Origin of the sequence: Rhizobium sp. ZX09 (assembly GCF_017357485.1) — a bacterium.
Classification (GTDB): Bacteria; Pseudomonadota; Alphaproteobacteria; order Rhizobiales; family Rhizobiaceae; genus Agrobacterium; species Agrobacterium pusense.
Genome location: NZ_CP031365.1, coordinates 47,883 through 72,077 on the forward strand (window position 1 = coordinate 47,883; position 24,195 = coordinate 72,077).

The following is a 24,195-nucleotide window of genomic DNA, read 5'->3' on the forward strand; positions in this document are numbered from 1 at the left end:
TCAGCCTCCCCGCCGGATCGTGATCTTCTGCTGGCGCCAGCCGACCCCGGAGACGAGCACGGCCTTGTCCACGGCGTAGTCGACGATCATCATGTCGTTCTTCATGCGATAATTGACGATACGGTTCTGGCCGCCGCTGACCACGAACAGCACTGGCGCATCCTGCCCGGAGATTGACCGAGGGAACTGGATGTAGGTTTTGGCGCCGTCGGAATAGACCCGCTTCGGCCGCCATGAGGCGCCACCACTAACCGAATAGGAGAAGTTCAGCTTATCCGGAGCGGTTCCCGGAATACCTCCGGTCTCGAGCCGGGCATTGATATCGGCCAGTTTGGTCGAAACATCTTCCGGATATTCGAAACCGATCCGGGCCATATACTGACTGGGATGGGATTTGAGCTGGATATGATAGGTCCGGCGAGAGGTCGTGACGACCATCGACGTGACGAGGCCTGCCTCCGACGGCTTGACGATCAGGTGGATCGCCTGCCCGCCGGTTGCTCCAGATGTCGCTGGTTCAACCTTCCAGCGGACCGTATCACCGACAAGCACGTCGCGGACGATTTCGCCACCCTGCAGTTCGATGTCGCAAACCTGAAGTGGCGAGCACACCACCGAGGGCTGGGTCTCGCCGAACAGGAAGATCACTTTCCCGTCTGGCCCGGTCGTGACGAGACCGGGCGTCCCGCGCCATTTGCGCGAGATGTTGGTCCCCTTCACCTCGTTTGACGTCATGTTCTGTGCCATTGCGCAGTCCGCAAGGACGAGTCCGGCCATGCAGCCGACGGCCGCGATCAATCCTGTTCTGTGCATGTGAATTCCCCTGCCCTTAAAGCTGTGCGGTCCAGTCGAAGTCCTGGACATAAAGACCGATCGGGTTGAGGCGGATAATGGCCTCGTCCTGTGGCGCGGTCAGCGCGACCGTCGCGATACCGCGAAACCGGCGTGTCCCGGTTTCCTTGCCCTTGCGGTCGCGTTCGTACTCGGTCCAGTCGATCTGGTAGGTCTGGTTGGAGAGTGCGACGATGTTGTTGACCTCGATGGCGACAGTCGATGTCTTGGCCTTCTCAAACGGCGAGTTGCCGCGAAACCAGGCATTGATCTTCTGGGTCGAGGGATCGGAGGTCCTGAGCAGCGCGTAGGTCCGGTCGATATATTGCTTCTGCACCACTGCGTCGGGCGTGATCGACTTCAGGCTCGTGATGAAGTTGCCGAGTGTCGCGCGGACGACGCGGGCATCGGCATACTCGATCTGCTGGGGAAAGCCGGCCGTTACCGAGGTCCCGAGCTTGTCGACCTCGACGATATAGGGCACCAGCTTGACCTGTGTGCTGAGATACATGGCATATGTGAACCCGATCACGGCCATCGAGAGTCCGAGAATGCCGACGATCCGCCATGCGCGGGCAGCCTGGACATAGGATCCATATCGTTCCGTCCATTCCTGCCGCGCGGCAAGGTAGGGGCTGTCGGGTGGCCGGTTTGCTGCCATGGCTTGTCGCCTTTCTGATGTTACTTGTCGTTGCGTTCTGGCGGCGTTTTTGGTCCGCTTTGTCCTGTCCGGCTCTGATCGAGCTTGGCATTGGCGAGCCCCATGATCGAACCGGCATAGGCGCCGGGCGAACCGATGGCCTTCTCCTTGGCGGCCGAGCCGGCTGCTTTGCCAGCAGACCCGATACCGGCGCCCATGCCGCGGAGTGCTGCACCGGCCACAGAAGAGCCTGCCGCACGTGCTGACTGAGCCGCAGCTGCGCCGGCCCCGACGGCGCCCGCCGCGAGTGACGCTGCACCAAGTGCGAATGAGGCGGCCTGGCCACCATGGCGGATAGTTTCCATACCGCCGGTGACTGATGCCCCTTGCACCACGCCCTGGATGATGTTCGGGACGTACATCGCGATGATGAAGACCACGACCGCGATCCCGGCGATCGCCAACGCGGTCTGAAACTGGTCCCCGATGTCGGGCTGGTTCGCGAGACCGATCAAGACCTCGGAGCCGATCCGCGAAATCATGACCAGAGCCATTAGCTTCATGCCGACCGAGAACGCATATATGAGGTAGCGGATGGCGAAGTCTTTGGTGAAGGAAGAGCCACCTAAGCCAAGCATGATCATGCCGGCGAGCAGACCCAGATACATCTCGACCATTATGGACACGAAAATCGCGGCGACGAGCGAAAATGCGATCACGGTGACGACCATCGCAAACGCGGCCGAAATTGCGAGCGCGTTGTCCTCGAACAATCCGAACTGCACCTTCTCTGACATCTTGGTCGCAACCGCCAAGCCTGCATTGAAGACATCGGCTGGCGACGCCGTACCTCCCCCCGCGCCGATCTGGAAAAGGCTATCGACGACCGCCTTCGCGAAGGTCGGACCCTGCGCGAGAACGAAGGCGAAGAAGCCCACGAACATGATGCGTCGGACCAGTTCAGCAAACCAACTGTCGAGCGAAGCGGCCTGAAGCGCCAGCCAGACCGCGGCAATACCGATTTCGATCCCGGCGAGGATCCAGAACAGGGATCTTGCCGCATCCATGACGGTGGTCTCCCAGCCCTTGGCGGCAGTCGTGATCTCGTTCTGGAGGGCCGTTAGGACCGACCCCTCCTGTGCAACCGCGGGCTGGAACGACACGACGATGAATGCGACGAGCACCGCAATGCCCCTGATCTTTTTGAGCTCAGAGGTCATGCGATTACCACTCGATCTTCATCTTCTCGCCGCCCGACGTCGGATACTCCTTCGTCGATCCGAAGAACTTTTCGTGCCGTTCCTTCGCGTCCTGTCTCTCCGAGATCAGGAACCAGATGCCTGTTCCTCCAAAGGAAATGATTGCTGCGAGGATGGCCAGGATCAGTTTCGTTCTCACCATTCCACCTTCATCTTTTCACCGCCGGATGTTGAGGGCGCAGTTGCTCTGAAGAATTCCTCACGGCGCGTCTGCGCAAGGTCCTTGTCCGTTTGCTCGGTCTGGAGCCACGTCCCCATCATCGTCATCTGCTGGGAGACGAGCCCGCGCAGCTTCTGCATCTGGGAAACCTGCTGAGCGGCGATCTGGTGTCCGACCTGGAGGGCCTTCATCTGGCCGTCGGCCGACTCCGACATCGATCGCAGAGAACTCATCGTGCCCTCCTCGGTGTCGAACTGTTCCGCTGTCAGGCTCGCAGCCTTTAGCGTGCTGCCGATCGTGTCCCGGTTCGTGTCCGACCAGGATTGGTAGGTGCTCGAGAACGATTCAGCATTGGGCAGATTGGTCTTCAAATCCGCGTAGCTCTTGAACCGCTGCTGAAGGACGTCGTCGGCATTGCCCATCGAAAACGAGATGCTTTGCCCCTGATCGACGATGCTGCGCAGTCGGTTGAGGTCGCTCTCGACCTGACCCCAGATATGGTCAGGGAGCTGCGCAGTGTTCTGCAACATGTTCTCGTAGATCTTCAGCTGGTTCTGAATCTGCTCCGCCAGTTGCGTGATCTGGGTCAGCTGGTTATCGACCTGAAGGCCGGAGCTTTTCAGAAGGTCAATGAGCTGAGCATTGTTGGCAAGCTGCGTCCATTCGGTGGCAGCGCCCGTTGCAGATCCCGCATAGGCGGGAGCAATCGAAGACAGCGCGATTGCCGCGGTCATTGTTGCGACGATCCAGTTACTGGACGTTGAGGTGCGACGTGGCATCGTGAACTCCTCTCGATTCAAGCCAATGGATAGGCCATTCCTGGCCGTGTTCCGCCTTCAGCGCGCGAATCCGCTTCAGATTTTCTTTTCCGGATGCGCCGACGAAGCTCAGCGCCACCGGCCCGAGCGACATGTCGAAGAGCCGCCGTCCGTCTGGTGTGGCGACGTAGTATTCGCGCTTGGGAATGGCACCCGAGACGATCTCGATCTGACGCTCGTTGAAGCCAATCCGCTCGTAGAATTCCCGCGTCCCTGGCTCGCGTGCGGCGCCGTTCGGAAGGCAGATCTTCGTCGGGCAGGATTCTTTCAGCACGTCGATGATGCCCGAACGCTCGGCGTCGGAGATCGATTGGGTCGCGAGTACCACAGCGCAATTGGCCTTGCGGAGCACCTTCAGCCACTCCCGGATCTTGTCTCGAAACACGGGATGTCCGAGCATCAGCCAGGCCTCATCGAGGAGAATCAGGCTAGGCGAGCCGTCGAGCCGCTTCTCGATCCGGTGGAAGAGGTACGTGAGAACGGGCACCAGATTGCGCTCGCCCATGTTCATGAGCTGCTCGATCTCAAAGCACTGAAACGCTCGAAGCGTCAGGCCGTCCTCTTCTGCGTCGAGAAGCTGACCCATCGGGCCGTCGACGGTATAGTGATGGAGCGCGTCCTTGATTTCGCGCATCTGCACGCCGCTGACAAAGTCCGATAGCGACTTCCCGGGGGCCGTCGCCATCAGTCCTATCTGGCGTGAAATCGCATTGCGATGGTCGGGCGTGATGGTGACGCCCTGCAGGGCGACGAGCATTTCGATCCATTCAGTCGCCCAGGCCCGATCGCCATCCGTCGAGAGATCGAACAGCGGGCAGAATGCCAGCGCCCTCCCCTCCCCATTCTGGTCGTTGCCGATTTCGTAGTGATCGCCGCCGGCAGCAAGTGTCAGCGGGAGGAGGGAGTTGCCCTTGTCGAAGGCAAAGATCTGGGCGAACTCGTAACGACGAAATTGTGCCGCGATCAGCGCGAGAAGGGTCGACTTTCCCGAGCCTGTCGGTCCGAAGATCAGGGTGTGGCCGACGTCGTCGACATGCAGGTTAAGGCGAAACGGCGTTGAACCCGAGGCAACCTGCATCAGCGGCGGCGAGTTCGGCGGATAGAACGGGCACGGCGCCACCGGATTGCCCGACCACACCGAGTTTAGCGGGACGAGGTCTGCCAGATTGCTGGTATTGATCAACGGCTCACGGATATTGGCATACCAGTTGCCGGGCAGGCTGCCGAGAAACGCATCTGTCGCGTTTAGGGTCTCGACGCGCGCACCGAAGCCCTCCGCTTGGACCAGCCGACGGATGGCCTCGGCCTTTTCCTGCAACCCATCACGGTCCTCATCGAACAGGATGACGACCGGGGTGTAATAGCCGTAAGCGACGAGCTGGGACGATGCCTGGGCGATCGCGTCCTCCGTCTCGGCGACCATCGTCATGGCATCCTGATCGACCGATCGGCTCTGGGTCTGAAACAGCTGGTCGAAGAAGGGCCGAACCTTCTGCTGCCATTTCTTGCGGGTGCGCTCGAGCTTCTGACGCGCTTCTTCCGCATCAAGGAAGATGAAGCGCGATGACCAGCGGTAGGTCAGCGGCATCAGGTCAAGATTGTTGAGGATGCCGGGCCAGCTCTCGGCTGGCAGGCCATCGATGGCGACGACTGCTAGAAACCGGTTCTCGACCTTCGGCGTCAGGCCATGCTCCAGCTCCGCCGTCGCGAGCCAGTCGAGATACATCGGGACATCGGGCAAGCGAACTGGATGGCTCTCACCGGTGATGCAAAACCGAACGAACTGCAGGAGGTCGTCATAGCGCGCAATCCGCTCCCCTCCCCTTTCGCGGACCTCGCGGGTCTGCATTCGGGCGATCGACAGGGTGTTGGCCAGGTACTGTTCGATTTCCCGGATCGCGTTGCGAAACACGAACAGCACAGTGTCCGCATAGGATTTCTTCCGGCTCTCCTCGTCCGAGTAGATGTACTTGCTGAGCGCGGTCTTCTTCGACTCGAGCGGCCGGTAGGTCAGAATGATCGCGTGCTTGCTCTCAAAATGCCCCTGCTCCCGCCCGAAATGAGCACGGCGCTCGGCATCAATCGCGCGGGTGACAGGATCCGGGAAATGGCACTGGTCAGGCGTGGGATAATCGACCGTCGGTACCCGGATGGCCTCAACCTGAATCATCCAGCCCGTCCCCAGACGCGAGAGGATCGCATTGATCTGCCGGGAGAGCTCGTTGCGTTCGAGGTCGGTCGCGCTTTCGGAGTCCGGACCCGCGAAATACCAGCCGGCCATCAGGCTTCCGTCCTTCAGGAGCAGAATGCCGTTGTCGACCAGGCCGGCATAGGGAACAAGATCAGCGAACGAGGGACCGGTCGCGCGGAAACGTTTGAGGGCAGCCATCAGGACACCTAGTATTTGCGCCACGGCGCAGCCGTCGGCCGGTAGTGGGGTTTGTAGGAAATATGACGGGCATAGACCTGCCGCATCAGCGGGTCGGATTTGGCCATCATGCGAAGCAGACCGACTATGACGATCCAGACGGCCACGCCGAAGAGCGCCGAGTAGACCGTCAGAACAACGAAGATCAGGATCACGGCCGCAAGCCCGGTGATCAGCACCAGCTCGCGGTCAGCGCCCATCAGGAGGTTCGGCCGTGACAGCGCGCGATGAATGCGATGGCGGTGGAGGCTCACGATGCCCCCTCCCCCGCTTCATCGTCCGAAACGGTTTGTGTGATTTGATCCGTTGGTAGGCCGATGGATGCACCGGTCGCGCCAAAGAGGCCGACGATCGTCGTCGCACCTAGCAGAATGCCGGCAACCAGGACCACGTACATCAGCCTGCGAGCGAAATCGTTGAGCTCGCCGCCAAAGATCAGCATGCCGCCGGCGATCGCGACAGCGGCCAGCGCGATGTAGCCGGCGACCGGACCAGTGATGGATTCCTGGATCTGCTCGAGCGGCCCTTCCCAAGGAAGACTTCCGCCAGAACTTGCGAAGACCGGCGACGCGGCGGCGATGGCAGAAAAGGCAATCACGGCCAGTGTCAGGAAGGACTTCTTATGCTGCATCGCGGCTCTCCTCTGCGTAGGGCTCCGTCTGGTACTGGCCGCCCGCAAAGCGGTTGACATGAAGGATTTCGCTGATCCGCCGGCCCTTGGCGGTTCGCTCGATCGAAATGATCAGGTCGACTGCGTCTCCGATGACGGCCTGCATCGGCTGATGGCTGGCCTCGGCGGTTAGCTGCTCAAGACGCTGTAGTGCGGAGCGTGCGCTGTTCGAGTGGATCGTTGCGACTCCTCCGGGGTGTCCCGTATTCCAAGCTTTCAGCATGGTCAGTGCTGCACCGTCTCGGACCTCTCCGACGATGATCCGATCCGGCCGAAGGCGCATTGTGCTTTTCAGGAGGCGCGACATGTCCACCGCATCGCTGGTGTGCAGGCTGACTGCATTGTCTGCAGCGCACTGGATCTCGGCTGTGTCTTCCAGAATGACCAGTCGATCGTCTGGAGAGCTTGACACGATCTCGGCAAGGATTGCGTTGGTGAGGGTGGTTTTGCCCGAGCCCGTGCCGCCAGCTACGAGAATGTTGAGCTTCGAAGCGATAGCGCTGCGGATGATCTCGGCATGCTTCGCGGTCATCACCTTGCTCGCGACATAATCATCCAGAGGGATGAGGCGTGACGCGCGACGACGGATCGTGAACGATGGTCCGGAAACCACTGGTGGCAGCAAACCCTCGAAACGATGCCCGCCGATTGGAAGTTCGCCCGACACGATCGGGCGATCGTCGTCGACCTCCGAATTCAGGACATGGGCGACACTCCCGATCACGGTTTCGGCGGCCGAGCGTGTCATCTCGCCAGCTGCGGCCATTCCTTGACCGAGCCTTTCGATGAACAAACGCCCATCAGGGTTGAGCATGATCTCGACGACGCTCGGGTCTTCGAGCGCGACGCACAGATGATCTCCCAACGCATTTTGCAGCTTGCTGACAAGACGGGGGAGTGAGCGGTTTTGGGTGCTGAGCATGATCAGGCCGCTTCCTTCTGATGAAGTGAGAAACTTGAGGAATAGATGCTGGGGCGAAGTCGGTCGAAGCTCACCCAGTCAGCGGGGAGCAGTCCGGCGACGCTTCTGGTCTCGTTGATCTGGGCCGGTGAGCCGAGGCGGGTGAGAGGCCAGCCAGCGCGACGGAGGATGCGCTCAAGTCTGACATCTGTGGCCGTGACGATTTCCCGATAGCCATTGAGGACGCTCCACTCGACGATACCGGCGAACATCGCGAGCGTCGCTGAGTGGAGGCCTGCTTGCTCCCGTTCGGCAGCCGTGTTCGTATCCACGCAAAATCGAGAGCTTTCGATCATTCGATGGTGTGTCTGGAACTGCGCCATCTCCAATAGCTGTGGGAATACTTTCTCCAGCATCGTGCCGCTTGTGGCCGGCAGAAGCCGCGCGCATCCGATCACAGCGTCGGAGTGATCAAGGCAAAGGACGTAAGTCGGCCTCAGCTTGTCGAAGCGGTCGATTTCGAGACCTGATGTGCAACGGACTTTCCAAGCCAGTCGCCCGCGGAAGATGCGGGCGCGGAGCCGGTGCATTTCGTGGATAAGGCGGTGCTCAGCCTCGCTCTTTGGATTCTTGATGGCGACGACGCGCATCGAACAAATCTCCCCTGCGTTGATGACGCAAGGAGGTTTGCCGGGGCAGCGAAGTTCGATCTACTGCCAAAAGTGTTAGCGAGTGATTCCATCGCAGGCGAGAGTTCGACAGCGACGAACGGTGTTCATTCCACCGAATCCACTAGTAAAAGTGTTAGTGGATCGCTCTTGTGACTCTCGCCTTACAGGCAGCAAGATACCGGAATCGCTCACGAAACTCGTATTTCTGAAACGACGTCCCTGCGCTTGCTTGTGCACGTTAGGGGTTTGTTAACCCTATTTTTCTTGCCATGGTGTGGGAATCGGGCAATTGTCACGATAATTAGATCGAATTCCAAGAATTATCGTGACTGAAGGCGAATAGCTAAATGAACGTGAAAATGGCCTCTTCGGAGAGAGTGACGAGTTTCGCGGATACAATCCTCGCACAAGGCGAGGATATATCCTCGAAGCTCGACATGCTGCGGCAGGAGAAATTCCCGCCGAACGCTCAGAAGACGCTGCGCCAATTCTCACTAGCCGAAGTCGCTGACTTTATCGGTGTGTCGCAGAGCTATCTCAAAAAACTGCACCTTCAAGGGAAAGGCGTCGAGCCGAGCACGACCTCGACCGGCCGGCGCTATTATACCGCCGATCAGGTCAATGAGCTTCGCCAGCTTCTCGATCGGGTCCCGCATCGGCAGGGTCATGAGAAGCTTCAGGTCATCGCGGTCGTCAATTTCAAAGGTGGCTCGGGTAAGACCACCACCTCGGCCCATCTTGCACAATTCCTCGCCCTGAAGGGCTTTCGGGTGCTTGCCGTTGATCTCGACCCGCAGGCATCGCTCACCGCGCTATACGGCATCCAGCCAGAGTTGGACGAAAAGAAGTCCTTTTACGAAGCGTTGCGATATGACGGTGAACGCAAGTCGATCAAGGACGTAATCCAGCCGACCAATTTCCCCAACCTCGATGTCGTGCCTGCCAATCTCGAACTGCAGGAATATGAGTACGAGACGCCGATCGCCATGCAGCGCAAGGATTCGACTGCTGGCAAGATGTTCTACACGCGTATCGGCGATGCGCTGGCGGAAGTCGATGATCACTATGACGTCGTTGTGGTCGACTGCCCTCCCCAGCTCGGCTATCTCACACTGACCGCGTTGACTGCGGCTACATCGGTGCTCATCACGGTGCATCCGCAGATGCTAGACATCATGTCGATGTCTCAGTTCCTTCTGATGCTCGGTGAAATCCTGAAAAGCGTCGAAAGCGTGGGCGTCGATGTCTCGCTTGATTGGTTCCGCTATCTGGTCACGCGCTACGAGCCGACCGACATCCCGCAACAGCAGATGGTCGGTTTCATGCAGTCGATGTTCGCTCAGCATATGATGAAGAACCATATGGTGAAGTCGACCGCGGTTTCCGATGCGGGCCTGACCAAGCAGAGCCTGTACGAAGTCGAGCGCGCTCAGTTCACGGCTACGACATATGATCGAGCCCGCGAGTCGATGGATGCTGTTAACAACGAAGTTATCGAGCAGCTTCAGAAAGCTTGGGGGCGGCGCATTGGCTAATCAATTGTCAGCCGTACAGATGGCGAGATTTCTCAACGAAAACAGCTGTGTTACCGAACACGGAGTGTGCTCCCATGGCGCGTAAAAATGTATTTGCGAACATTACCTCTCCTTCAAACGAAGTGACCGAGCGCAAGGCAACACCAGGCTATGCCACCCATGGTGCTTCGCGATCCATGATCAGTTCGCTAAGCGAACTCCGGGATAAGGTTGCGCAGGCGGAACAACATGTACCCGGCGAGACGATCATCGAGCTCGATCCTGAGCTGCTCGAGTCTTCGTTCGTCTCAGACAGAATGGGTGTTGATGACATCGCTTACGCCGAATTGCTCGAAGCGATCCGGGAGCGCGGCCAAGATTCACCGATACAGGTTCGCCCTCACCCGACGGTCGACGGCCGCTATCAAATCGTCTTTGGGCATCGTCGTGCGCGCGCGGCCAAGGATCTCGGGCGCCCGATCCGCGCCGTTGTCAAAGCAATATCGGACGCGGACCACGTCATCGCCCAGGGTCAGGAAAACTCGGCGCGTGAAAACCTGTCCTTCATCGAGCGCGCGATGTTTGCCCAGCGCCTGGTCGAAATGTCGTACGACCGATCGACGATCCAAACGGCGCTGTCCGTTGACGCGCCCATGTTGACCCGTATGCTGTCGGTATCGGGACGCGTTCCGGCGGAAATCGCGAATGCGATTGGAGCAGCCAAGTCTGTGGGTCGCGATCGTTGGACGGAATTTGCTCAGCAGGTCGAAAGGCCGGCAACGCTTGAACTGGCGCGAAACCTTGTTGACGATCCAGCATTCTCGTCGCTCGCGTCAGACGAAAGATTCGAATTTCTTGCCAAAGCGATCAAGAAGGCAGCCAAGCCCGCAAAGCGCCCAAGCAACGCGAGCGAATGGCGGGCAGATGATTCGAGCGTGCGGGCAGAGTTTAAGGGTAGCGGGAAAAGCTACTCTATCGCGCTGAAGGCAAACGATGCCGGAAGGTTTGGTCGGTTCATCGCCGAAAACCTCGATCGTTTGCATCAGGAGTTTCTGAAAGCAGCTGAAACAGAAGGAAAATAGCGGCAAAGAAAAAGGCCCCCAAACGTCACCGTCGTGGAAGCCTTCCTCATTCCTAAGCAGCTTGAGAATCGCATTTCCATGAATCGCAGTCAAGAGTCTTTGGCGCCAGTTTGGTGAGCGGATTTCTTTTGCCTTTAGAAAGGTGAGAGAGACATGCAAACAGGAAATGTGACGACGCCGTTCGGGCGGCGGCCGATGACGCTTGCCTTAGTGAAGGGTCAGCTGGCGACGCCCAACATCAAGGCAGGCAAATCCATCGACAAATGGAAGGTTTATCGGAGCGCTTGCGAGGCGAGAGCGATGCTCGGTCTACGTGATCGTGCGCTTGCTGTCCTGAACGCCTTGCTGACTTTCTACCCCGAACAGGAACTGAGCGAGGAGAACAATCTAATTGTCTTTCCTTCGAATGCGCAGCTGGCGATCCGCGCGAATGGTATCGCGGGCACGACCCTGCGTGAAAACCTGGCTCTCCTCGTCCAGGCTGGACTTATCCAGCGAAACGACAGTCCGAACGGGAAGCGTTACGCTCGCAAAGGCAACGATGGCGGAATAGAAACCGCCTACGGGTTCAGCCTTGCACCGCTCCTCGCCCGCGCAGAAGAACTCGCGGTCATGGCTCACCAGGTTGCCGAGGAGAGCCGGCGGTTACGCGTCATCAAAGAGCGCATCACAATCACGCGCCGTGACATCCGCAAACTCATCTCAGCAGCAATGGAGGAGGGTGCGGAAGGCAACTGGCAGTCAGTCGAAGATGCCCTTGTGTCCGCCATAGCACGTCTTAAGACCGCAAAGACGGCCGCCTCTCTGGGGGCTTGCCTCGACGAGCTGACGCTGCTGCGCGAAGAAGCCGTCAACATGCTGGAAGTTCAGCTCATTTCTCAAAAATCCGACGCCAATGATAGCGAAAACCGTCACCACATACAGAATTCAAATACCGATTCCTTAAATGAACTTGAACTTAGCTCTGGAAAGGAGCAGCGCGAGGGGGAGTTGCAAAAGCCCAGAGTGCGTGCCGAGCCGATTAAAGCATTCCCGTTGGGTATGGTGCTTCGGGCTTGCCCGCAGATTTCAGATTACGCAACGGGAGGTGTAATCTCGCATTGGCGTGACCTAATGACCGCCGCCGTGGTCGTGCGGACCATGCTCGGGGTCAGCCCATCGGCCTATCAGGAAGCCTGCGAGGCGATGGGGCCGGAGAACGCTGCGGTGGCGATGGCCTGCGTATTGGAGCGGGCAGGGCACATCAATTCACCCGGTGGATATCTGCGTGACCTGACGAGGCGGGCGGAGCGAGGCGAGTTTTCGCTTGGACCGATGCTGATGGCATTGCTCCGGACGCAAGAGCCCGAGGGGCGAAAGTCTGCATGAAACATTGGTTTGAGACCTACGTCACCCAGTATTGCGAAACTCGCTGCTATGACATCCTATTGCCAGCCGTACAGACGGACGTTTTCTTAAATGAAAACAAAAGGATGATACGCGATAATCACGTGCCTATCGTAGGGAGGCAATCCGTTACGGAAGAGGCTCTCCAGAGCCGCGACCCTTCTGCGGCAGGAGCACGAGATCGTCTCAGCTGTTCAGGAGCTTGGAATCGATAAGCAGAAAGACGGGAAGTCGCCGCACGCCACGATCGGCGTGTTGAAGAATATGGGAAAAGTCAACGGCGATCTCAGCGGTGCAGCCAACGTTTCCCGGTCCGCACTTCTTCACGATATCGTCGAGATGGAGCAGGGTGAACTTCGTGGGCCATCGGGTTCCCCATCTATCATCGCGACTTCGCCCGGAACCTGTATTCGGTGCATGTCTGCTACATCGTCATGATCGGCAGGCTGACCAGCGAGATCCACGATGCCATCGGCCTAGACGGAGCGTCTAAGTACGAGGAGAAGATGTTATACCTTGCCATGGCGACGCTGGAAGGAGAAGGCCTCATCAATATCGAGGAGGCCCCTTGGATAAGCCGGATTGCGGAGCCGGTGAAGACGGTTGCTAGGCTGCGCCTTCTACGGCCACCACCTGATTGCCATTGTCGAAAGCTAGCGTCTGGCCTTCGGTTTTGGGCTCGCCGGACAGATACCGGCCATCACCCTACAGGATGATGCTCTCCGCAACGAGTTTCCGGTTCCACTCGACGATCTCTGCCAAACCTTTCGAGGAGCCATGTGATCTCAAGCGAAACGGGCGGCCTTCAGGTCGCCTGTTTTCGTTCAGAGGCCTTCCTGGTCCCACTCGCGCTGAAGATATCTCCGACCAATCTCGCAGAACTCGTGCCGTGTGGCTCCCCACAGCCCCATTTGCCGAGCGACTGCGATCTTGCTGTCAAGGTTCGGATCGTCCGACCACCATTGCGGGCGCCATGCCTGGACGATGGCATTGAACACCCGCATCTCTGTCGTCGTAGTTTCGAAAAGCAGCTTGTAGCTATGGGCGGCGCCATAGATCGTCATCACGATGTAATCGACAGAAAAGTCGTTCCCCACCGCGAGATCGGAGGATGAGTGCTTGAGAAAATTGTAGGGATGCTGCAGCCCGGCAAACGCCTCGTTTTCGAGATCAGGTGGGACCTCCGCCGCCTTTAACATCTCTCGCACGCTATTCAATCCGACGCCGGCGCGACCTCTACCGAGGATTTCCATGATGGCGGTCGCGGCGCTTGCGAGCACGTGAGCCGAGATCGGGTCCTCGTCGATCAGGAACAGCCTGATCGCTGAGTTGATCTCCCGCTCGCAGATCTCTTGCCTGTTCAGTCGAAGGTATTCGATGCCGGGGTTCTCCTCGGCGATCGGTAATGCGGCGCGCTGATCCATCGACATGGGGGTCTTTCGGCGTGCCATATCTCGATTTCCTTCCTACGGTGTGGTCTTGTGGTCGGCACATTCGCACCATCTGATTTCTCAAGCAATTTCGGCGGGTCAATGGCCATCGGAGCGGTCACATTTTCTGAAATCGAACAAGAAGCAATTGTCCTCAGTGCTGTTATCAGCATGGTCGACGACATGGTCAATCACGCAATCTTCTGTCCTCTTGGCGAGAAGCGTACTGATACCAACCTCCTGCCGCAGACCGCCGGAAGCCTACGGCAGTTCGGAACCTTTCTTCGGGACTTTCTGTCACCGGTGACGGGTAAGGGTGGCTCGCCCCTACCATTCGGCCTGCCCAAGCCGCCAAAAGATGGCAGCAAAGTCGATCACACGACACTCTATTATCTGAAGCGCATCTGCGAGAACCCGCTGATCGGAACAAAAATAGACCACCTCAGTCGGATCGTGCAGGCGTTCACTGACTGGCTTGAGGCCTATGCGTTCGTAGAGGAAGTCTGGTTCGGCAACATCGAGCAAAAGGTGGATCGTCGGATCAAACGGATCGACTTCATCCGTATGAGCGGTGACATCGGAAAGCACAACTTTCTGCGGCTCGGCGGGCAAGCCAATACTCTCCGCAGGATCCTGGCAGAGAACAAAGTCGAGATCGATGAGAGCGACGCCTACCTGGCGCTGCCAGATTGCTGGGACTGGTTTCACACCCACTTGCTCGCTTACCACGCCAGCACGATCGCGGAGTTTTTGAACAACATCCGTTATGCGATCCGGCTCTACATCACGCCGGTGGCGGCGGAACGATACAGAGTGACAGGGAATGTCGACGGATTGGAGATGTTCACGTTCGAGCGGCCAGACGAGATCGTCAACAAGTTCGCCTGGGCTCAGTTCTTCGAACTGATGCAGGGATCGCTCCGGCAGCCGAATTTCCCGCCGTTCAGCGTGGCCCAGACAATGAAGATGCGATTCTGAGCGAAGAGAATATCAGTATGGCAAAAATCTTCGATCCGTTGGCCGTGAAGCAGCAAGCCGGACATTGGGCGACGGTGGTCGCGCTAACTCCATCAAAGTATACGAGCAGCACGTCCATTTCGCCGTGTTGCACTATTGTAGTAACTGGATGCCTGTTGCACAGACCGGTGGCGTGATTGATCCATGGCTTCGAGTAGTGGAATGCCGCGATTGGCGGCTTCCGTCAGATAGCCCGACCTCAACCCATGCGCGGAAAAGTCCCCCGGCTCCAACCCGGCCATCTCCGCCCGCTGCTTGACGAGCGCATTGATCGACTGCGGATCGAGCGGACGCTTGGACACCGTGCCCCAACGCCCGATCCCCCGAAACACACTGCCGCTCTTAATCTTGGCTGCCGCGATCCAGGCATTCAGCGCGTCGACCGGCCGGCCGGTGAGATAGACCACATCATCCTGCTCGCCGTTAGTCGTCTTCGTCCGGCCGAGATGGATGGCAAGCGAGGGGAGGGGAGGGCCGTCTGGCACCTCGATCGGCGCATCCTGGGTCAGCTGTTCGCACCGCAATCCGGCAATTTCGCTGCGTCGGCGGCCGCCTGAGGCAAAGGCGACCATCAGGATTGCCCGGTCGCGAAGATCACGCAGACTGTCGGTGGCGCAGGTCGCCAGCAGCTTTGCCAGCACGTCACCGGTGACCGCCTTGGCGCTCTTGCGAAGACGTTGTCTTGGCGCGGCTCGGATGGCCAGCCGAATGGCTGATTTGAGGGCAGGGGACGCGAAGGCCCCGTTAAGACCGCGCCATTTGGTCAGCGTCGACCAGTTCGCCAGGCGCCGGCGTACCGTGGCCGGCGCATGCGGGCCCATGGATTTCAGAAAACCCTGGCTTCGAAGATTGGCGTCAACATCGGCCGGCATGCCGTGGTCAGCATCGGTGGCACGCCTTTGCGGATCCCACAGATGCTGCGCGACAAATTTCAGCAACAGTGCCTCGGGTGCCGGCCAGGGCAGCGACCGCTTTGTCGCCGCCAGTGCCCAGGCTTCGATATAGGCAAGATCGGAGGTGATGGCCCGCAGCGTGTTGGCGCCCATGCCCTCGTTGACGAGATGGCGCAGCGTTTCGATGTCGCTGTCGGTCAAGAGCTCGGCGAGTTCATCGCGCCGGTCGATCGGCAGCACCGACGCAATCGTGTCGAGCTCGACGGCCCGGCGTTCAACGCCGGTAGGACTGGCTAACTTTTTCGAAGCAGCCATCAGGCTGTTTCGGCCTTCGGCCGCCAGCGTGCGATGATCTGCTCGATCTCACTGCGATAATCGTAGGGGTATTCCACATCTTCTTCGCGGGCGAGCCAGGTGAACACGGTGGCCATGTCCTCGGAAACCTCGCGGTCGACATTGGCCAGATCGGTGAGATCAAAACCGCCATGCGCGTCGGCGTTCCACCAGGCGAGCAGAAAATTGGCGACACGCCGGCCCTGGCCGGTATCCTGGTGGGCGATGTTGAGCAGCTTTTCGAGGGCGAAACGGACGCGATCTTCCATGGGATTGAGCCTTTGCGGATGGTGGATTGCGCGACGATAGAATGATTTGCGGGCGCTGTCGATCTACCATCGATAATGGTGAGTTATCGATGGTTATAATCTCAACTGCCAATCATACAATGTGGCGAACCGAAATATTGCTATAGAGTTCGTTTAGGAAATCGTTTACCATAATATCAATGGCTTACGATGTTTCCAAAATCAGCATGAATGCCTTGATGCGGCCGGCTTTCGACGCCGGTATCGCGCTTACGCGTCTCGACGAGCGCATCGCCCGTTCGCCGGTTGGCGCCGGCTTCCTCGAGCGGTCGCAATATGGCGACGCGTGTGCCTCGCTGTGGATCGACGGCGAATTGGTGCATCTCGAGGACCTCGTCCTCCATGACGCCACCCGTGACATCCGTACACCGACCCACGAACTGACCATCGCCCGCGACGTGCTGCGCACTCGCCGGCGCATCGCCGCCCAACTCCCCGGCTGGGCACTGTCCGCAGAGGGTATCCGCACGTTGCGACAAGCATCGGACATTACGTCGGCTGGCGCCGACGCTGCGGAGCAGGCCGGCATCATGCGGTCCGCGGCTGAGGGAAGAAATCCGGAAGGGGAGGGGAAAGAAATCGATGAAGCCGAAGGGCTTCCCGGCGTCGACCTCGCAGCCATCGATGCGCTGCTAGCACGATCGGATGCTGCGATCGAACACGCAAAACGCCGCGACCGTCCTGCGGTCGACAGCCGCGAGCGAGACACGCTCGTCTATGATCTCGACTGGGACGAGGATGCAAGGATCGACGAGTGGCGCGAGGTATTGCGCCAGGCCGAAAATCTGCCGGAGGCGCTGCAGGCCATCATCGCCCTCGATGCCTGGAACGCGCTCGAGGTTCTACAGCACGCACCCTGGCTCGGGAGGCTGTTTGCTGCCGCCATGCTGCGGCAGGCCGGCATTACCACGGGTGCCCATCTGGCTGCGATCAACCACGGCCTCAAAACCATCCCTGTCGATCGGCGAAGGCATCGCGATCGGGAAACACGGCTGCTGGCCATCGCCCACGGTTTGTTGGCGACGGCGGAGATCGGTTTGAAAGAGCACGACCGGCTGGTACTGGCTCGCCAGATGATGGAGCGCAAATTGGCGGGAAGACGCACGTCTTCGAAATTGCCGGAGCTGGTCGAGCTCGTCATGGCAAAACCGCTCGTGTCGGCCGCGATGGTGGCGAAAACGCTGGACGTTACGCCGCAGGCGGCGCGGCGGATCGTGGTGGAACTCGGCCTCCGGGAGATGACGGGGAGGGGCAGGTTCCGGGCTTGGGGAGTTCTCTGATCGCAGTCCTTCAAGCAGGCTAGCTAGGCGCAATCTATTTCAGGGGATTCTAGACAGTCTTTTGCGCTCAAAAGTGGAATCTTCTCCATCAATCGTGATTGAGAATTCAGCCTAAGTCAGCGATAAGTTTTCGGTGTGCGAAGATGGAAGGTCACATGGGAATGCACCGCGCTCAACTTCTGCAAGGTATTATTTACAGGATGACGCATCTGCGGGTCATCGTGGAGCAGTCGAACCAATTAAACTTGCAAGATATAAACGTCCATGCAGAAAATTTCTTCCGTGACCTTCTCAATCTTGCCTTCGACTACGACCTGCAGAACATCAACATCGTCGAGCCAAACGCCACCGCGATTGATCTCGGCTGCGATAGCAGTCGGATCGCGATCCAAGTTACATCGACGCCCGACCTCTCTAAGATCAAGCACACCTTTGATCGCTTTACCGGCAAGGGGCTGCAGACGAAGTACGATCGCCTCGTCATGCTCATTGTAGGCCAAAAGAAAAAATATCGCGAGACGGGACTGGGCGACGATCGGTTTAAATTGTCGTTTGGCGACGATGTCTGGGACATCGCTGATCTTCTTAAAAAAATCGGAGACCTCTCAACCGCGAAGATGGAGGCATGCCACGATTTCCTGTCTCGCGAGTTGCTTGTACGCGAACCGAAGCTTTCTAACGAAGTCGGCACTCTCGTGCGTCTCATCGAGGTCTTGAGCTCCGCGGAAGAGGGGTTGTCGTCAGGAGACAATCGCGAGGATCCTGATCCCGACGGCAAGATTCACGATCGCTTCGCAGATCATGCCCCATTCTTGACGCAGCAGTATGTCGATCTCCATGAACTTTATGGTCGCGTCCTGTCCGAAGTGAACGCGCACACGGATCTCGGCCACATCCGGGTTCGGAAGCTGCAGATCTACCTCATGAACTGGAGCGACCGCGTTCTGACTGAATGCGGAGGCGATCCTCAAGCGGCACTTGAGCTCTTGACTCAGCGAGTTCTCGGTATGATGGGAAGCAGCGACGCTGGGTTCGATGATGGTGCGGTCAGGTACTACCTCATCGATCAGCTAATCATGTGCAACGTCTTTCCGAACAAGAGGTCGCAAAGTGCCTAGCATCTTTCTGAAAGACGAGGCCCTGAACAAATCACCTGCGATCGTCGGCTTCGAGATCGCTCGTTACCTGAAAGATTCAGGTAAGCATCGGGTCAGCATCTTCGACGTGGTGGACCGGTTCAAGCGCGAGTCCTGGTTCTCATCCAACTCCTTTCTATACGGACTGACGTTTCTCTATGCCGTCGGTTTGCTTGATTTCGATGAACCTTACCTGATCGCGCGCGATGCGGATTAAGCGATTATACACAGATCCACCCGCGATTGACCCCATCGTGTTTGGGGAGGGGGTCAATATCATCCTGGGTGAGAGCGATGCGACAAGCTCGAAGAACAACGGGGTGGGCAAATCGCTCTGCATCGAGTTCGTGAACTTCGCGCTCCTGAAGCGCAAGTCCGACAGCCGCGTGACAAGAATTCCGAAGGCAGCCTTCGATCCCGCCACATTTATCTGCATCGATTTCGTAATGCACGGGATCCCTTACACTATCAGAAGGTCTGTCGCCGAGGCGGAGCGCCCGCGTATCACTGTGGCGGATCGCGAGACGACGTTTGCCAAGGTGGAAGACGCAACTGACTTTCTCGCGGCTCGACTGTTCGGGGATGACAGGTCAGAGATTGGTTTCCGCGAGATCCTTGGACCGCTGGTCCGGGACGAGCGGTCGGAGTTCAAATCCATCGTGAGCTGCTTCGACACGAAGTCGCGGATCCCAGACAATTACGCTCCGCATCTCATGCTCCTAGGTATCGATGTCGACATATACCGCTCAATCAAAGGCATTCAAAAGGAACTCGACGACATCGGCACGGAGGAGCGGCGTATCAAGGACAGTGTGCAGCTCGTCAGGCAGAAGGATCTCGACGAGGCTAGGTCCGATCTCAACGCTCTCGAAGAGGAAGTCGACAAGATACGTGAAGGAATCGACGCGCTCGAGAATGCCGCCGCCTACGACTTAATTAAGGATGAGGTCCTTGAAATCGAGGACTTGATGGGAGAGCTGAGGGGTCGAAAGGAAGTCCTTTCCCGGCGGTCTGCCCGTCTGGCTCCTATCGCTACGGAGCAATCGGTCGACAGTGCCGAAATCCAAGAATTCTATAATCAGCTTCGCTCGGGACTCGGCACTAGTATTGTCCGCGATCTGGACGAGGTGCTCTCGTTCAAGGCGAAAATCGAGCAGTTTCAACGCCATCTGCTTGCAGAAAAATCGGCCGTCGTAGATGTCGAGATCCGGACGATAAACAAGCAGCTCGCGGACCTCGACAGACGCTACGGCAAACTGGTCGCCGTGCTCGATCAAGAAGGTCAGCTTCGGAACCTTCGGCAGACCTATGCATCATACCAAGCGAAGAGCGACGAGTACGGACAGCTTAAGAGCTTCTTCGATCGTTACGACCAACTGCTGATGGATCGCCAGCGGAAAAAAATGGAGATCGAAAGTGAACGGCTCCAGCTTCAAGCGAGTATATCTGTCGCCGCGGAGCGCGTTCGATCTTTTGAGAAAACGATCCTGGATATTCACCAATTCATACAAGGAAACCGAAAAGCCTCTTTCGAGGTCCGGACGACGGCCAAGAAGCATATCGTCGAAATTGTCCTCAGAATCGACGATGACGGGAGCCACAGTGTCGAGAGAGAGAAAGTCTTTATCTACGACATCGCCCTTTTGCTGAATGATTATTCAAGATCACGCCATCCAGGTCTGTTGATACATGACAACGTTTTCGATGTGGACAACGACACACTTGAGAAGAGCCTTGAATATCTCTTGACTCGGGCGCCCTTCGAAGACGACGAGCAATACATTCTAACGTTGAACGTTGATCGTCTGGAACACTGCCGGGAAGAAGCCTGGTATGGTGAGCTTGAGCAGAGCGTCGTGGCATCATTCACAAAAAGCGATCGGTTTTTGAAAACGCACTATCAGGAAATTAGCGTGTGAGGCTTAGCACGGGTGGCGAGTGCATAGATCAATTCGCTAGGTTGCTTGTGAGCCCGTCAGCAAGTCATTTCTTCTACGAGCGAGGATCTGGATAGTTTGCTGCAGATCACGCGCTCGATCGACTGCAGCGGAGTGGTTTCAAAGGCTATCAGTTGCAAAAGATCGGTTGACGCCCAGTGGCGATCTTGAACACTTCGCAAACATCCGTCTGTTTCCTATCTCCCCGCGATCAAATCTCTTCTAGCGGCGTTTTCCGATTCGAACTTGCGGCGTGCGGCGTCCTCCAGAGTATCGGTAGGCGCCTGCATATACTGACGCAGTTCCTCAACCATGTGCTTGAATTTTTCGTTCTTCGACCGAATTTCGGTATCTTCCTTTTCGCGTGCCGACAACCAATTATCCGCTTCCTGAAAGGTGGCTTTCGTGGTGTCTCGCTTTTTGCCTCGTCCGGTGGTGATCATTGCGGGTATGCCGGTGTAGTGACCGAATAAACTCGTTTGACCTACCAGCGCTAGGCTAAGGCGCTTCCGCCCACTGACATCGTGGATCAGTTTTCTAAGCGTCAGGTCGATCAACTGATCCGCAGCCTCGAAGATCTTGTCACCCAGATTCGAACGAACACGGGCGATCGCGTCGTCGATTGGAACCTCGCCATCGTTTCGTTCGCGGCGAAGATCTAGAACTATTGCGTCGATGTCATCACGTAGATCAGTCAGTTTCACCGTCATTTCGGTACTGCTCCTCGAACAAGATAAGCCGCAAGGCACAAGCGAATCTCTAATTGGGTAATATTCACAAGCAATTCGTCCGAAAGCGCAAGATATTTCTGCGATGTAGGCCTTGCTGCGACGTCGCAGCAGCTTCGTCGGGTGCGTCAACGAGACTGATGTGCTCCGAGGCGCTGCACAATCGTTCGGTTCAAAATCCGACGGTTGATTTTCTGCTTCCAGTTCATCTGGGCCGGTGAGAGCTTCCGTTTGAGTTTTGTCTGCTTAAGAAACCGGTGTTTCTTTCTCGTCGGAGACATATCCCACTCGATAGGAATGCTCGATTAGGTCATCGTTGGCATTCGCGGAGGGGTCCAACTGTACGCGCTTCAGGCCCTAAATGAGGTTTCAGGTGTCGATGCCGACAAAGCGATCGATGCAGACGTTTCCAACGTAGGCTGTCGCCTTGTTAAGGCGATTTCGGGTGTAGCAATGCTCCAGACTCATTCTCCGCGTTTTCGTCTGGCCTTCTTAGTCTGCGGAGCTTTGTGAAACTCCTCAGCCAACAGGTAAGCCTCCCAAGCTCGCTCCGGGTTAGTGTTGATTAATTTCAAGAAACTTCTTGCACAGGAGGCTTGTGGGCCGCTGTCAGCAGTGTCTCTTTGTATACTCCGTTTCGCTGCCGCTTTTTGGTCAGGATCGTTAGACAGCTGCAATGTTTGGTACGCGTGCCAGACGGAACGTATTACTCGGAATCGGTCCTCCCAAAGTTCCTCTCGAACATTTAGGCCAAAGAAATCGATAGTTACGAGCGCGCGCTTATAGGCGTGCCCTTCTGTTTGTTTAGGGCGCGCTAATATGCCGTCGAACTCAATTAGGTTTTCGGGATCGTCGTCTATCGTCCCTAGTGGGAAGATTAGAAGGGGATGCTCACTTTCATTTAGCGTCGCCACGTCGACCGCGCCAGCTCCGCGAGCAGCAGCTGCAATAGGAAAGGCGTTTGATTTTCGCGTTGAATTACATGGCTTGCAAGCGGCGGCGTAGTTCTGCAGCTCGTATGCAAGCCAATAGTAGCCCGCGCCGGTAGGCCCAGTTGGAAATGGATAGGGGTCCGGATCTTTCTTTCGCTTCTTTTTAGGCCAAGGCTTGACTTGGTTTTTGGGTCTGAAGTGTTCAACGTCTTGTTCAATCTTGCCTGCCACTTCTCCACCGAGTGGGCGTTCGCAAAATATGCATTTGTGGGCTTGGAGACGCATGTAGATTGGTTTGATATCGCTCCACGATGGAGCACCATCTTCATAGCGTCCCAGCGCCGTCAGTTGGTCGGTGCGCGCCGAGGCTTGGGCCCGCCAGGCCGGCACCTCTGCATCAACAAGTGCTTCGAGAGCGGCGAGATCGACATCGGCGTATCTAATCATGGCAGCTTAGCGGTCCTTTGACGCAGTTAACCGCTTGACCCAGTCGGGCGGACTCGCCTCACTGAGCGTTTCCACGATAGCGCCGCTCCCGCGGGCGGCTTGGCGCATGAATTTCATAGCCGCGTCTGGATTGCCTGAAAGGGCCTGTTGCGAGAGCTTGTCGAGATGCTTCTTAAATTCAGGATCCCGGGTTGAATCGAGCCCGAACATATCCGATCGTAGAATCTGGTCCGCTGACAGCCCGTACATCTCCTCCTTCGGCCGACGGACAACCGCGTTGCCAAGGCGATTGGTTTCGACATGTATTATATTATCTCGCTCCAACGTCCCGACCACTAATGGGCTGTGTGAAGTAAAGATGAACTGCAGATTGGGTAGTGCCTTCGCCAGTGTCGGGATCATCGTCCGTTGCCATTCGGGATGGATGTGAAGATCTATTTCATCGACAAGAACCACGCCTTTGTTGTCCACGAGCCTCTTCCCGTTCGGGCACCCCATGCAGACATGATACAAGAGGTCCCCAACCCATCCAATGTAGGCCTTGTAGCCATCCGATAGTGCGCTGAACGGCACCTTCGCTGCTCGTGACTGAAAAAGGTATTCGCCCGCCTCGATTTCGCCGGTGAATTGAATGGCTTCGGTGGATAGCTTGTTGATCAGTGTGATAACCTGCCTGTAGCGACCGGGATTCTTCATCTTCCATTCCGGCAGCCAACTTGCGAGAGGTCTCAACGTGAAGTGTTCTTCGAAGAGTGACGCGACGCGCTCATAACGAAGTTGCCGGCTCTTGTACCTTGCTGCGCTGTCTGTGGCGGCATCGGTCTCTACACGACGTGTTGCGCCGTAACCCACGAGAAGAAACGCTGGGGAATTGTCGCTAAACATGCCCTCCCAGATGGGATTGTTCTCATCTGTGCCACGGACGATCTCTACATCTCCCCGTCGCTCGACGACAGTCTCGACACGATGCACAAGCTTTTCGTTCTTCTTAAGTGCTGCCGCGTCTTGCGGATGTATTGTTAGTTCAGCATTGATCTGCGCTTTGGCGATACGGGTTCCATCCTTCCGGCGTTTGATCAGGGCATACGGTCTATACCCTGACTGCGAAATGAGGGGTGAAAGCACAGCGAGTGCGATCGCGTCCAGCATGGTGCTTTTTCCGGCACCATTTACACCGAGAAGCAGATTTACGTTTGGAAGCCTGGGTGGCCAGCTAGTCGAGTCAACAAACGGTTTGTCTTGCGCGCGACCGGGATAGATCAAGTCAAGATGGCCCGCAGTTACTGCGCGCAAGTGTTTGACGTTCAAATTTCGAATATACATTTGTTCTTACCCAGCCATATCACGGCGTGTCAGGTCGCGCCGTGCTGCACTCTTCAGTGTGCACCCTAACA

Annotated in this window: 24 protein-coding genes; 8 read left to right on the top strand and 16 right to left on the bottom strand. The window is 57.4% G+C overall.

The genetic code is table 11. From position 1 onward, the window contains the following. The 10 genes from trbG to traI are packed head-to-tail and all read right to left on the bottom strand — an operon-like array spanning nucleotide 1 to nucleotide 8,357. Nucleotides 1–813 carry a P-type conjugative transfer protein TrbG gene (gene trbG, locus BTN45_RS24755; RefSeq protein WP_174019100.1) on the bottom strand — a complete coding sequence of 271 codons (813 nt, stop codon included), beginning with the start codon at nucleotides 811–813 and terminating at the stop codon, nucleotides 1–3. Nucleotides 814–829: 16 nt separating this feature from the next. Then, nucleotides 830–1,492 (bottom strand): conjugal transfer protein TrbF, encoded by a 663-nt coding sequence (locus BTN45_RS24760; RefSeq protein ID WP_062428114.1) that lies wholly within the window; start codon nucleotides 1,490–1,492, stop codon nucleotides 830–832. A gap of 20 nt (nucleotides 1,493–1,512) precedes the next feature. Continuing rightward, complete coding sequence (trbL, locus tag BTN45_RS24765; RefSeq protein ID WP_174019099.1) at nucleotides 1,513–2,691, bottom strand: P-type conjugative transfer protein TrbL; 1,179 nt, start codon at nucleotides 2,689–2,691, stop codon at nucleotides 1,513–1,515. 4 nt (nucleotides 2,692–2,695) lie between these two features. Next, the gene (gene trbK / locus BTN45_RS24770) at nucleotides 2,696–2,872 is read right to left on the bottom strand and encodes an entry exclusion protein TrbK (protein ID WP_174019098.1); all 177 of its coding nucleotides are present in this window, start codon (nucleotides 2,870–2,872) and stop codon (nucleotides 2,696–2,698) included. Continuing rightward, nucleotides 2,866–3,669, bottom strand: coding sequence for a P-type conjugative transfer protein TrbJ (gene trbJ / locus BTN45_RS24775; protein WP_174019097.1), 804 nt, complete (start codon nucleotides 3,667–3,669; stop codon nucleotides 2,866–2,868). The genes trbK and trbJ overlap by 7 nt, the downstream gene beginning before the upstream one ends. Beyond that, the gene (locus BTN45_RS24780; RefSeq protein ID WP_207591876.1) at nucleotides 3,641–6,097 is read right to left on the bottom strand and encodes a conjugal transfer protein TrbE; all 2,457 of its coding nucleotides are present in this window, start codon (nucleotides 6,095–6,097) and stop codon (nucleotides 3,641–3,643) included. The genes trbJ and BTN45_RS24780 overlap by 29 nt, the downstream gene beginning before the upstream one ends. An 8-nt stretch (nucleotides 6,098–6,105) precedes the next feature. Next, nucleotides 6,106–6,390 (bottom strand): conjugal transfer protein TrbD, encoded by a 285-nt coding sequence (locus tag BTN45_RS24785; RefSeq protein WP_246751769.1) that lies wholly within the window; start codon nucleotides 6,388–6,390, stop codon nucleotides 6,106–6,108. Beyond that, a complete protein-coding gene (locus BTN45_RS24790; RefSeq protein WP_174019095.1) occupies nucleotides 6,387–6,767 on the bottom strand; it encodes a TrbC/VirB2 family protein in 381 nt (126 codons plus the stop codon). The genes BTN45_RS24785 and BTN45_RS24790 overlap by 4 nt, the downstream gene beginning before the upstream one ends. Continuing rightward, entirely contained in the window at nucleotides 6,757–7,728 is a 972-nt protein-coding gene (trbB, locus tag BTN45_RS24795) for a P-type conjugative transfer ATPase TrbB (protein WP_174019094.1), read from the bottom strand. Before trbB ends, BTN45_RS24790 begins: the two co-directional genes overlap by 11 nt. 2 nt (nucleotides 7,729–7,730) lie before the next feature. Beyond that, nucleotides 7,731–8,357: an acyl-homoserine-lactone synthase TraI gene (traI, locus tag BTN45_RS24800; protein ID WP_207591877.1), complete on the bottom strand. Its 627-nt coding sequence runs from the start codon at nucleotides 8,355–8,357 to the stop codon at nucleotides 7,731–7,733. 368 nt (nucleotides 8,358–8,725) lie between these two features. Here traI and repA point away from each other — a divergent pair, with 368 nt between their 5' ends. The 3 genes from repA (at nucleotide 8,726) to repC (ending at nucleotide 12,342) form a co-directional block, all read left to right on the top strand. Further along, a complete protein-coding gene (gene repA, locus BTN45_RS24805) occupies nucleotides 8,726–9,913 on the top strand; it encodes a plasmid partitioning protein RepA (RefSeq protein ID WP_207591878.1) in 1,188 nt (395 codons plus the stop codon). A 74-nt stretch (nucleotides 9,914–9,987) separates the two neighbouring features. Then, nucleotides 9,988–10,974 (top strand): plasmid partitioning protein RepB, encoded by a 987-nt coding sequence (repB, locus tag BTN45_RS24810; protein WP_207591880.1) that lies wholly within the window; start codon nucleotides 9,988–9,990, stop codon nucleotides 10,972–10,974. Nucleotides 10,975–11,127: 153 nt separating this feature from the next. Further along, nucleotides 11,128–12,342, top strand: a complete 1,215-nt coding sequence (repC, locus tag BTN45_RS24815) for a plasmid replication protein RepC (protein ID WP_207591881.1) — start codon at nucleotides 11,128–11,130, stop codon at nucleotides 12,340–12,342. An 842-nt stretch (nucleotides 12,343–13,184) separates the two neighbouring features. Here repC and BTN45_RS24820 read toward each other — a convergent pair. Beyond that, entirely contained in the window at nucleotides 13,185–13,811 is a 627-nt protein-coding gene (locus BTN45_RS24820; RefSeq protein ID WP_207591882.1) for a hypothetical protein, read from the bottom strand. 30 nt (nucleotides 13,812–13,841) lie between these two features. On the opposite strand from BTN45_RS24820, the gene BTN45_RS24825 reads away from it, so the two are divergent. Beyond that, nucleotides 13,842–14,768, top strand: coding sequence for a hypothetical protein (locus BTN45_RS24825; RefSeq protein WP_207591883.1), 927 nt, complete (start codon nucleotides 13,842–13,844; stop codon nucleotides 14,766–14,768). 92 nt (nucleotides 14,769–14,860) lie between these two features. On the opposite strand, the gene BTN45_RS24830 is transcribed toward BTN45_RS24825, so the two are convergent. Then, on the bottom strand, nucleotides 14,861–16,015 hold the full coding sequence (locus tag BTN45_RS24830; protein WP_207591884.1) for a site-specific integrase: 1,155 nt from the start codon (nucleotides 16,013–16,015) through the stop codon (nucleotides 14,861–14,863). Beyond that, complete coding sequence (locus BTN45_RS24835) at nucleotides 16,015–16,302, bottom strand: hypothetical protein (protein WP_207591885.1); 288 nt, start codon at nucleotides 16,300–16,302, stop codon at nucleotides 16,015–16,017. The genes BTN45_RS24830 and BTN45_RS24835 overlap by 1 nt, the downstream gene beginning before the upstream one ends. A 170-nt stretch (nucleotides 16,303–16,472) precedes the next feature. On the opposite strand from BTN45_RS24835, the gene BTN45_RS24840 reads away from it, so the two are divergent. The 4 genes from BTN45_RS24840 (at nucleotide 16,473) to BTN45_RS24855 (ending at nucleotide 20,676) form a co-directional block, all read left to right on the top strand. Continuing rightward, nucleotides 16,473–17,621, top strand: coding sequence for an RHE_PE00001 family protein (locus BTN45_RS24840; protein WP_082186260.1), 1,149 nt, complete (start codon nucleotides 16,473–16,475; stop codon nucleotides 17,619–17,621). Between the two features lie 155 nt (nucleotides 17,622–17,776). Next, nucleotides 17,777–18,739, top strand: a complete 963-nt coding sequence (locus tag BTN45_RS24845) for an SMEK domain-containing protein (protein ID WP_225337950.1) — start codon at nucleotides 17,777–17,779, stop codon at nucleotides 18,737–18,739. Beyond that, on the top strand, nucleotides 18,732–18,974 hold the full coding sequence (locus tag BTN45_RS24850; protein WP_035226358.1) for a hypothetical protein: 243 nt from the start codon (nucleotides 18,732–18,734) through the stop codon (nucleotides 18,972–18,974). The genes BTN45_RS24845 and BTN45_RS24850 overlap by 8 nt, the downstream gene beginning before the upstream one ends. Next, nucleotides 18,964–20,676, top strand: coding sequence for a DUF2326 domain-containing protein (locus BTN45_RS24855; RefSeq protein WP_111793702.1), 1,713 nt, complete (start codon nucleotides 18,964–18,966; stop codon nucleotides 20,674–20,676). The genes BTN45_RS24850 and BTN45_RS24855 overlap by 11 nt, the downstream gene beginning before the upstream one ends. Nucleotides 20,677–20,891: 215 nt before the next feature. Here the strand turns inward: BTN45_RS24855 and BTN45_RS24860 are convergent, their stop codons facing one another. The 3 genes from BTN45_RS24860 to BTN45_RS24870 form a co-directional block, all read right to left on the bottom strand. Beyond that, a complete protein-coding gene (locus tag BTN45_RS24860; protein WP_111793701.1) occupies nucleotides 20,892–21,404 on the bottom strand; it encodes a hypothetical protein in 513 nt (170 codons plus the stop codon). A gap of 482 nt (nucleotides 21,405–21,886) precedes the next feature. Next, on the bottom strand, nucleotides 21,887–22,801 hold the full coding sequence (locus BTN45_RS24865; RefSeq protein ID WP_207591886.1) for a hypothetical protein: 915 nt from the start codon (nucleotides 22,799–22,801) through the stop codon (nucleotides 21,887–21,889). Nucleotides 22,802–22,807: 6 nt separating this feature from the next. Beyond that, complete coding sequence (locus BTN45_RS24870) at nucleotides 22,808–23,950, bottom strand: AAA family ATPase (RefSeq protein ID WP_246751770.1); 1,143 nt, start codon at nucleotides 23,948–23,950, stop codon at nucleotides 22,808–22,810. Nucleotides 23,951–24,195: the final 245 nt, after the last annotated feature.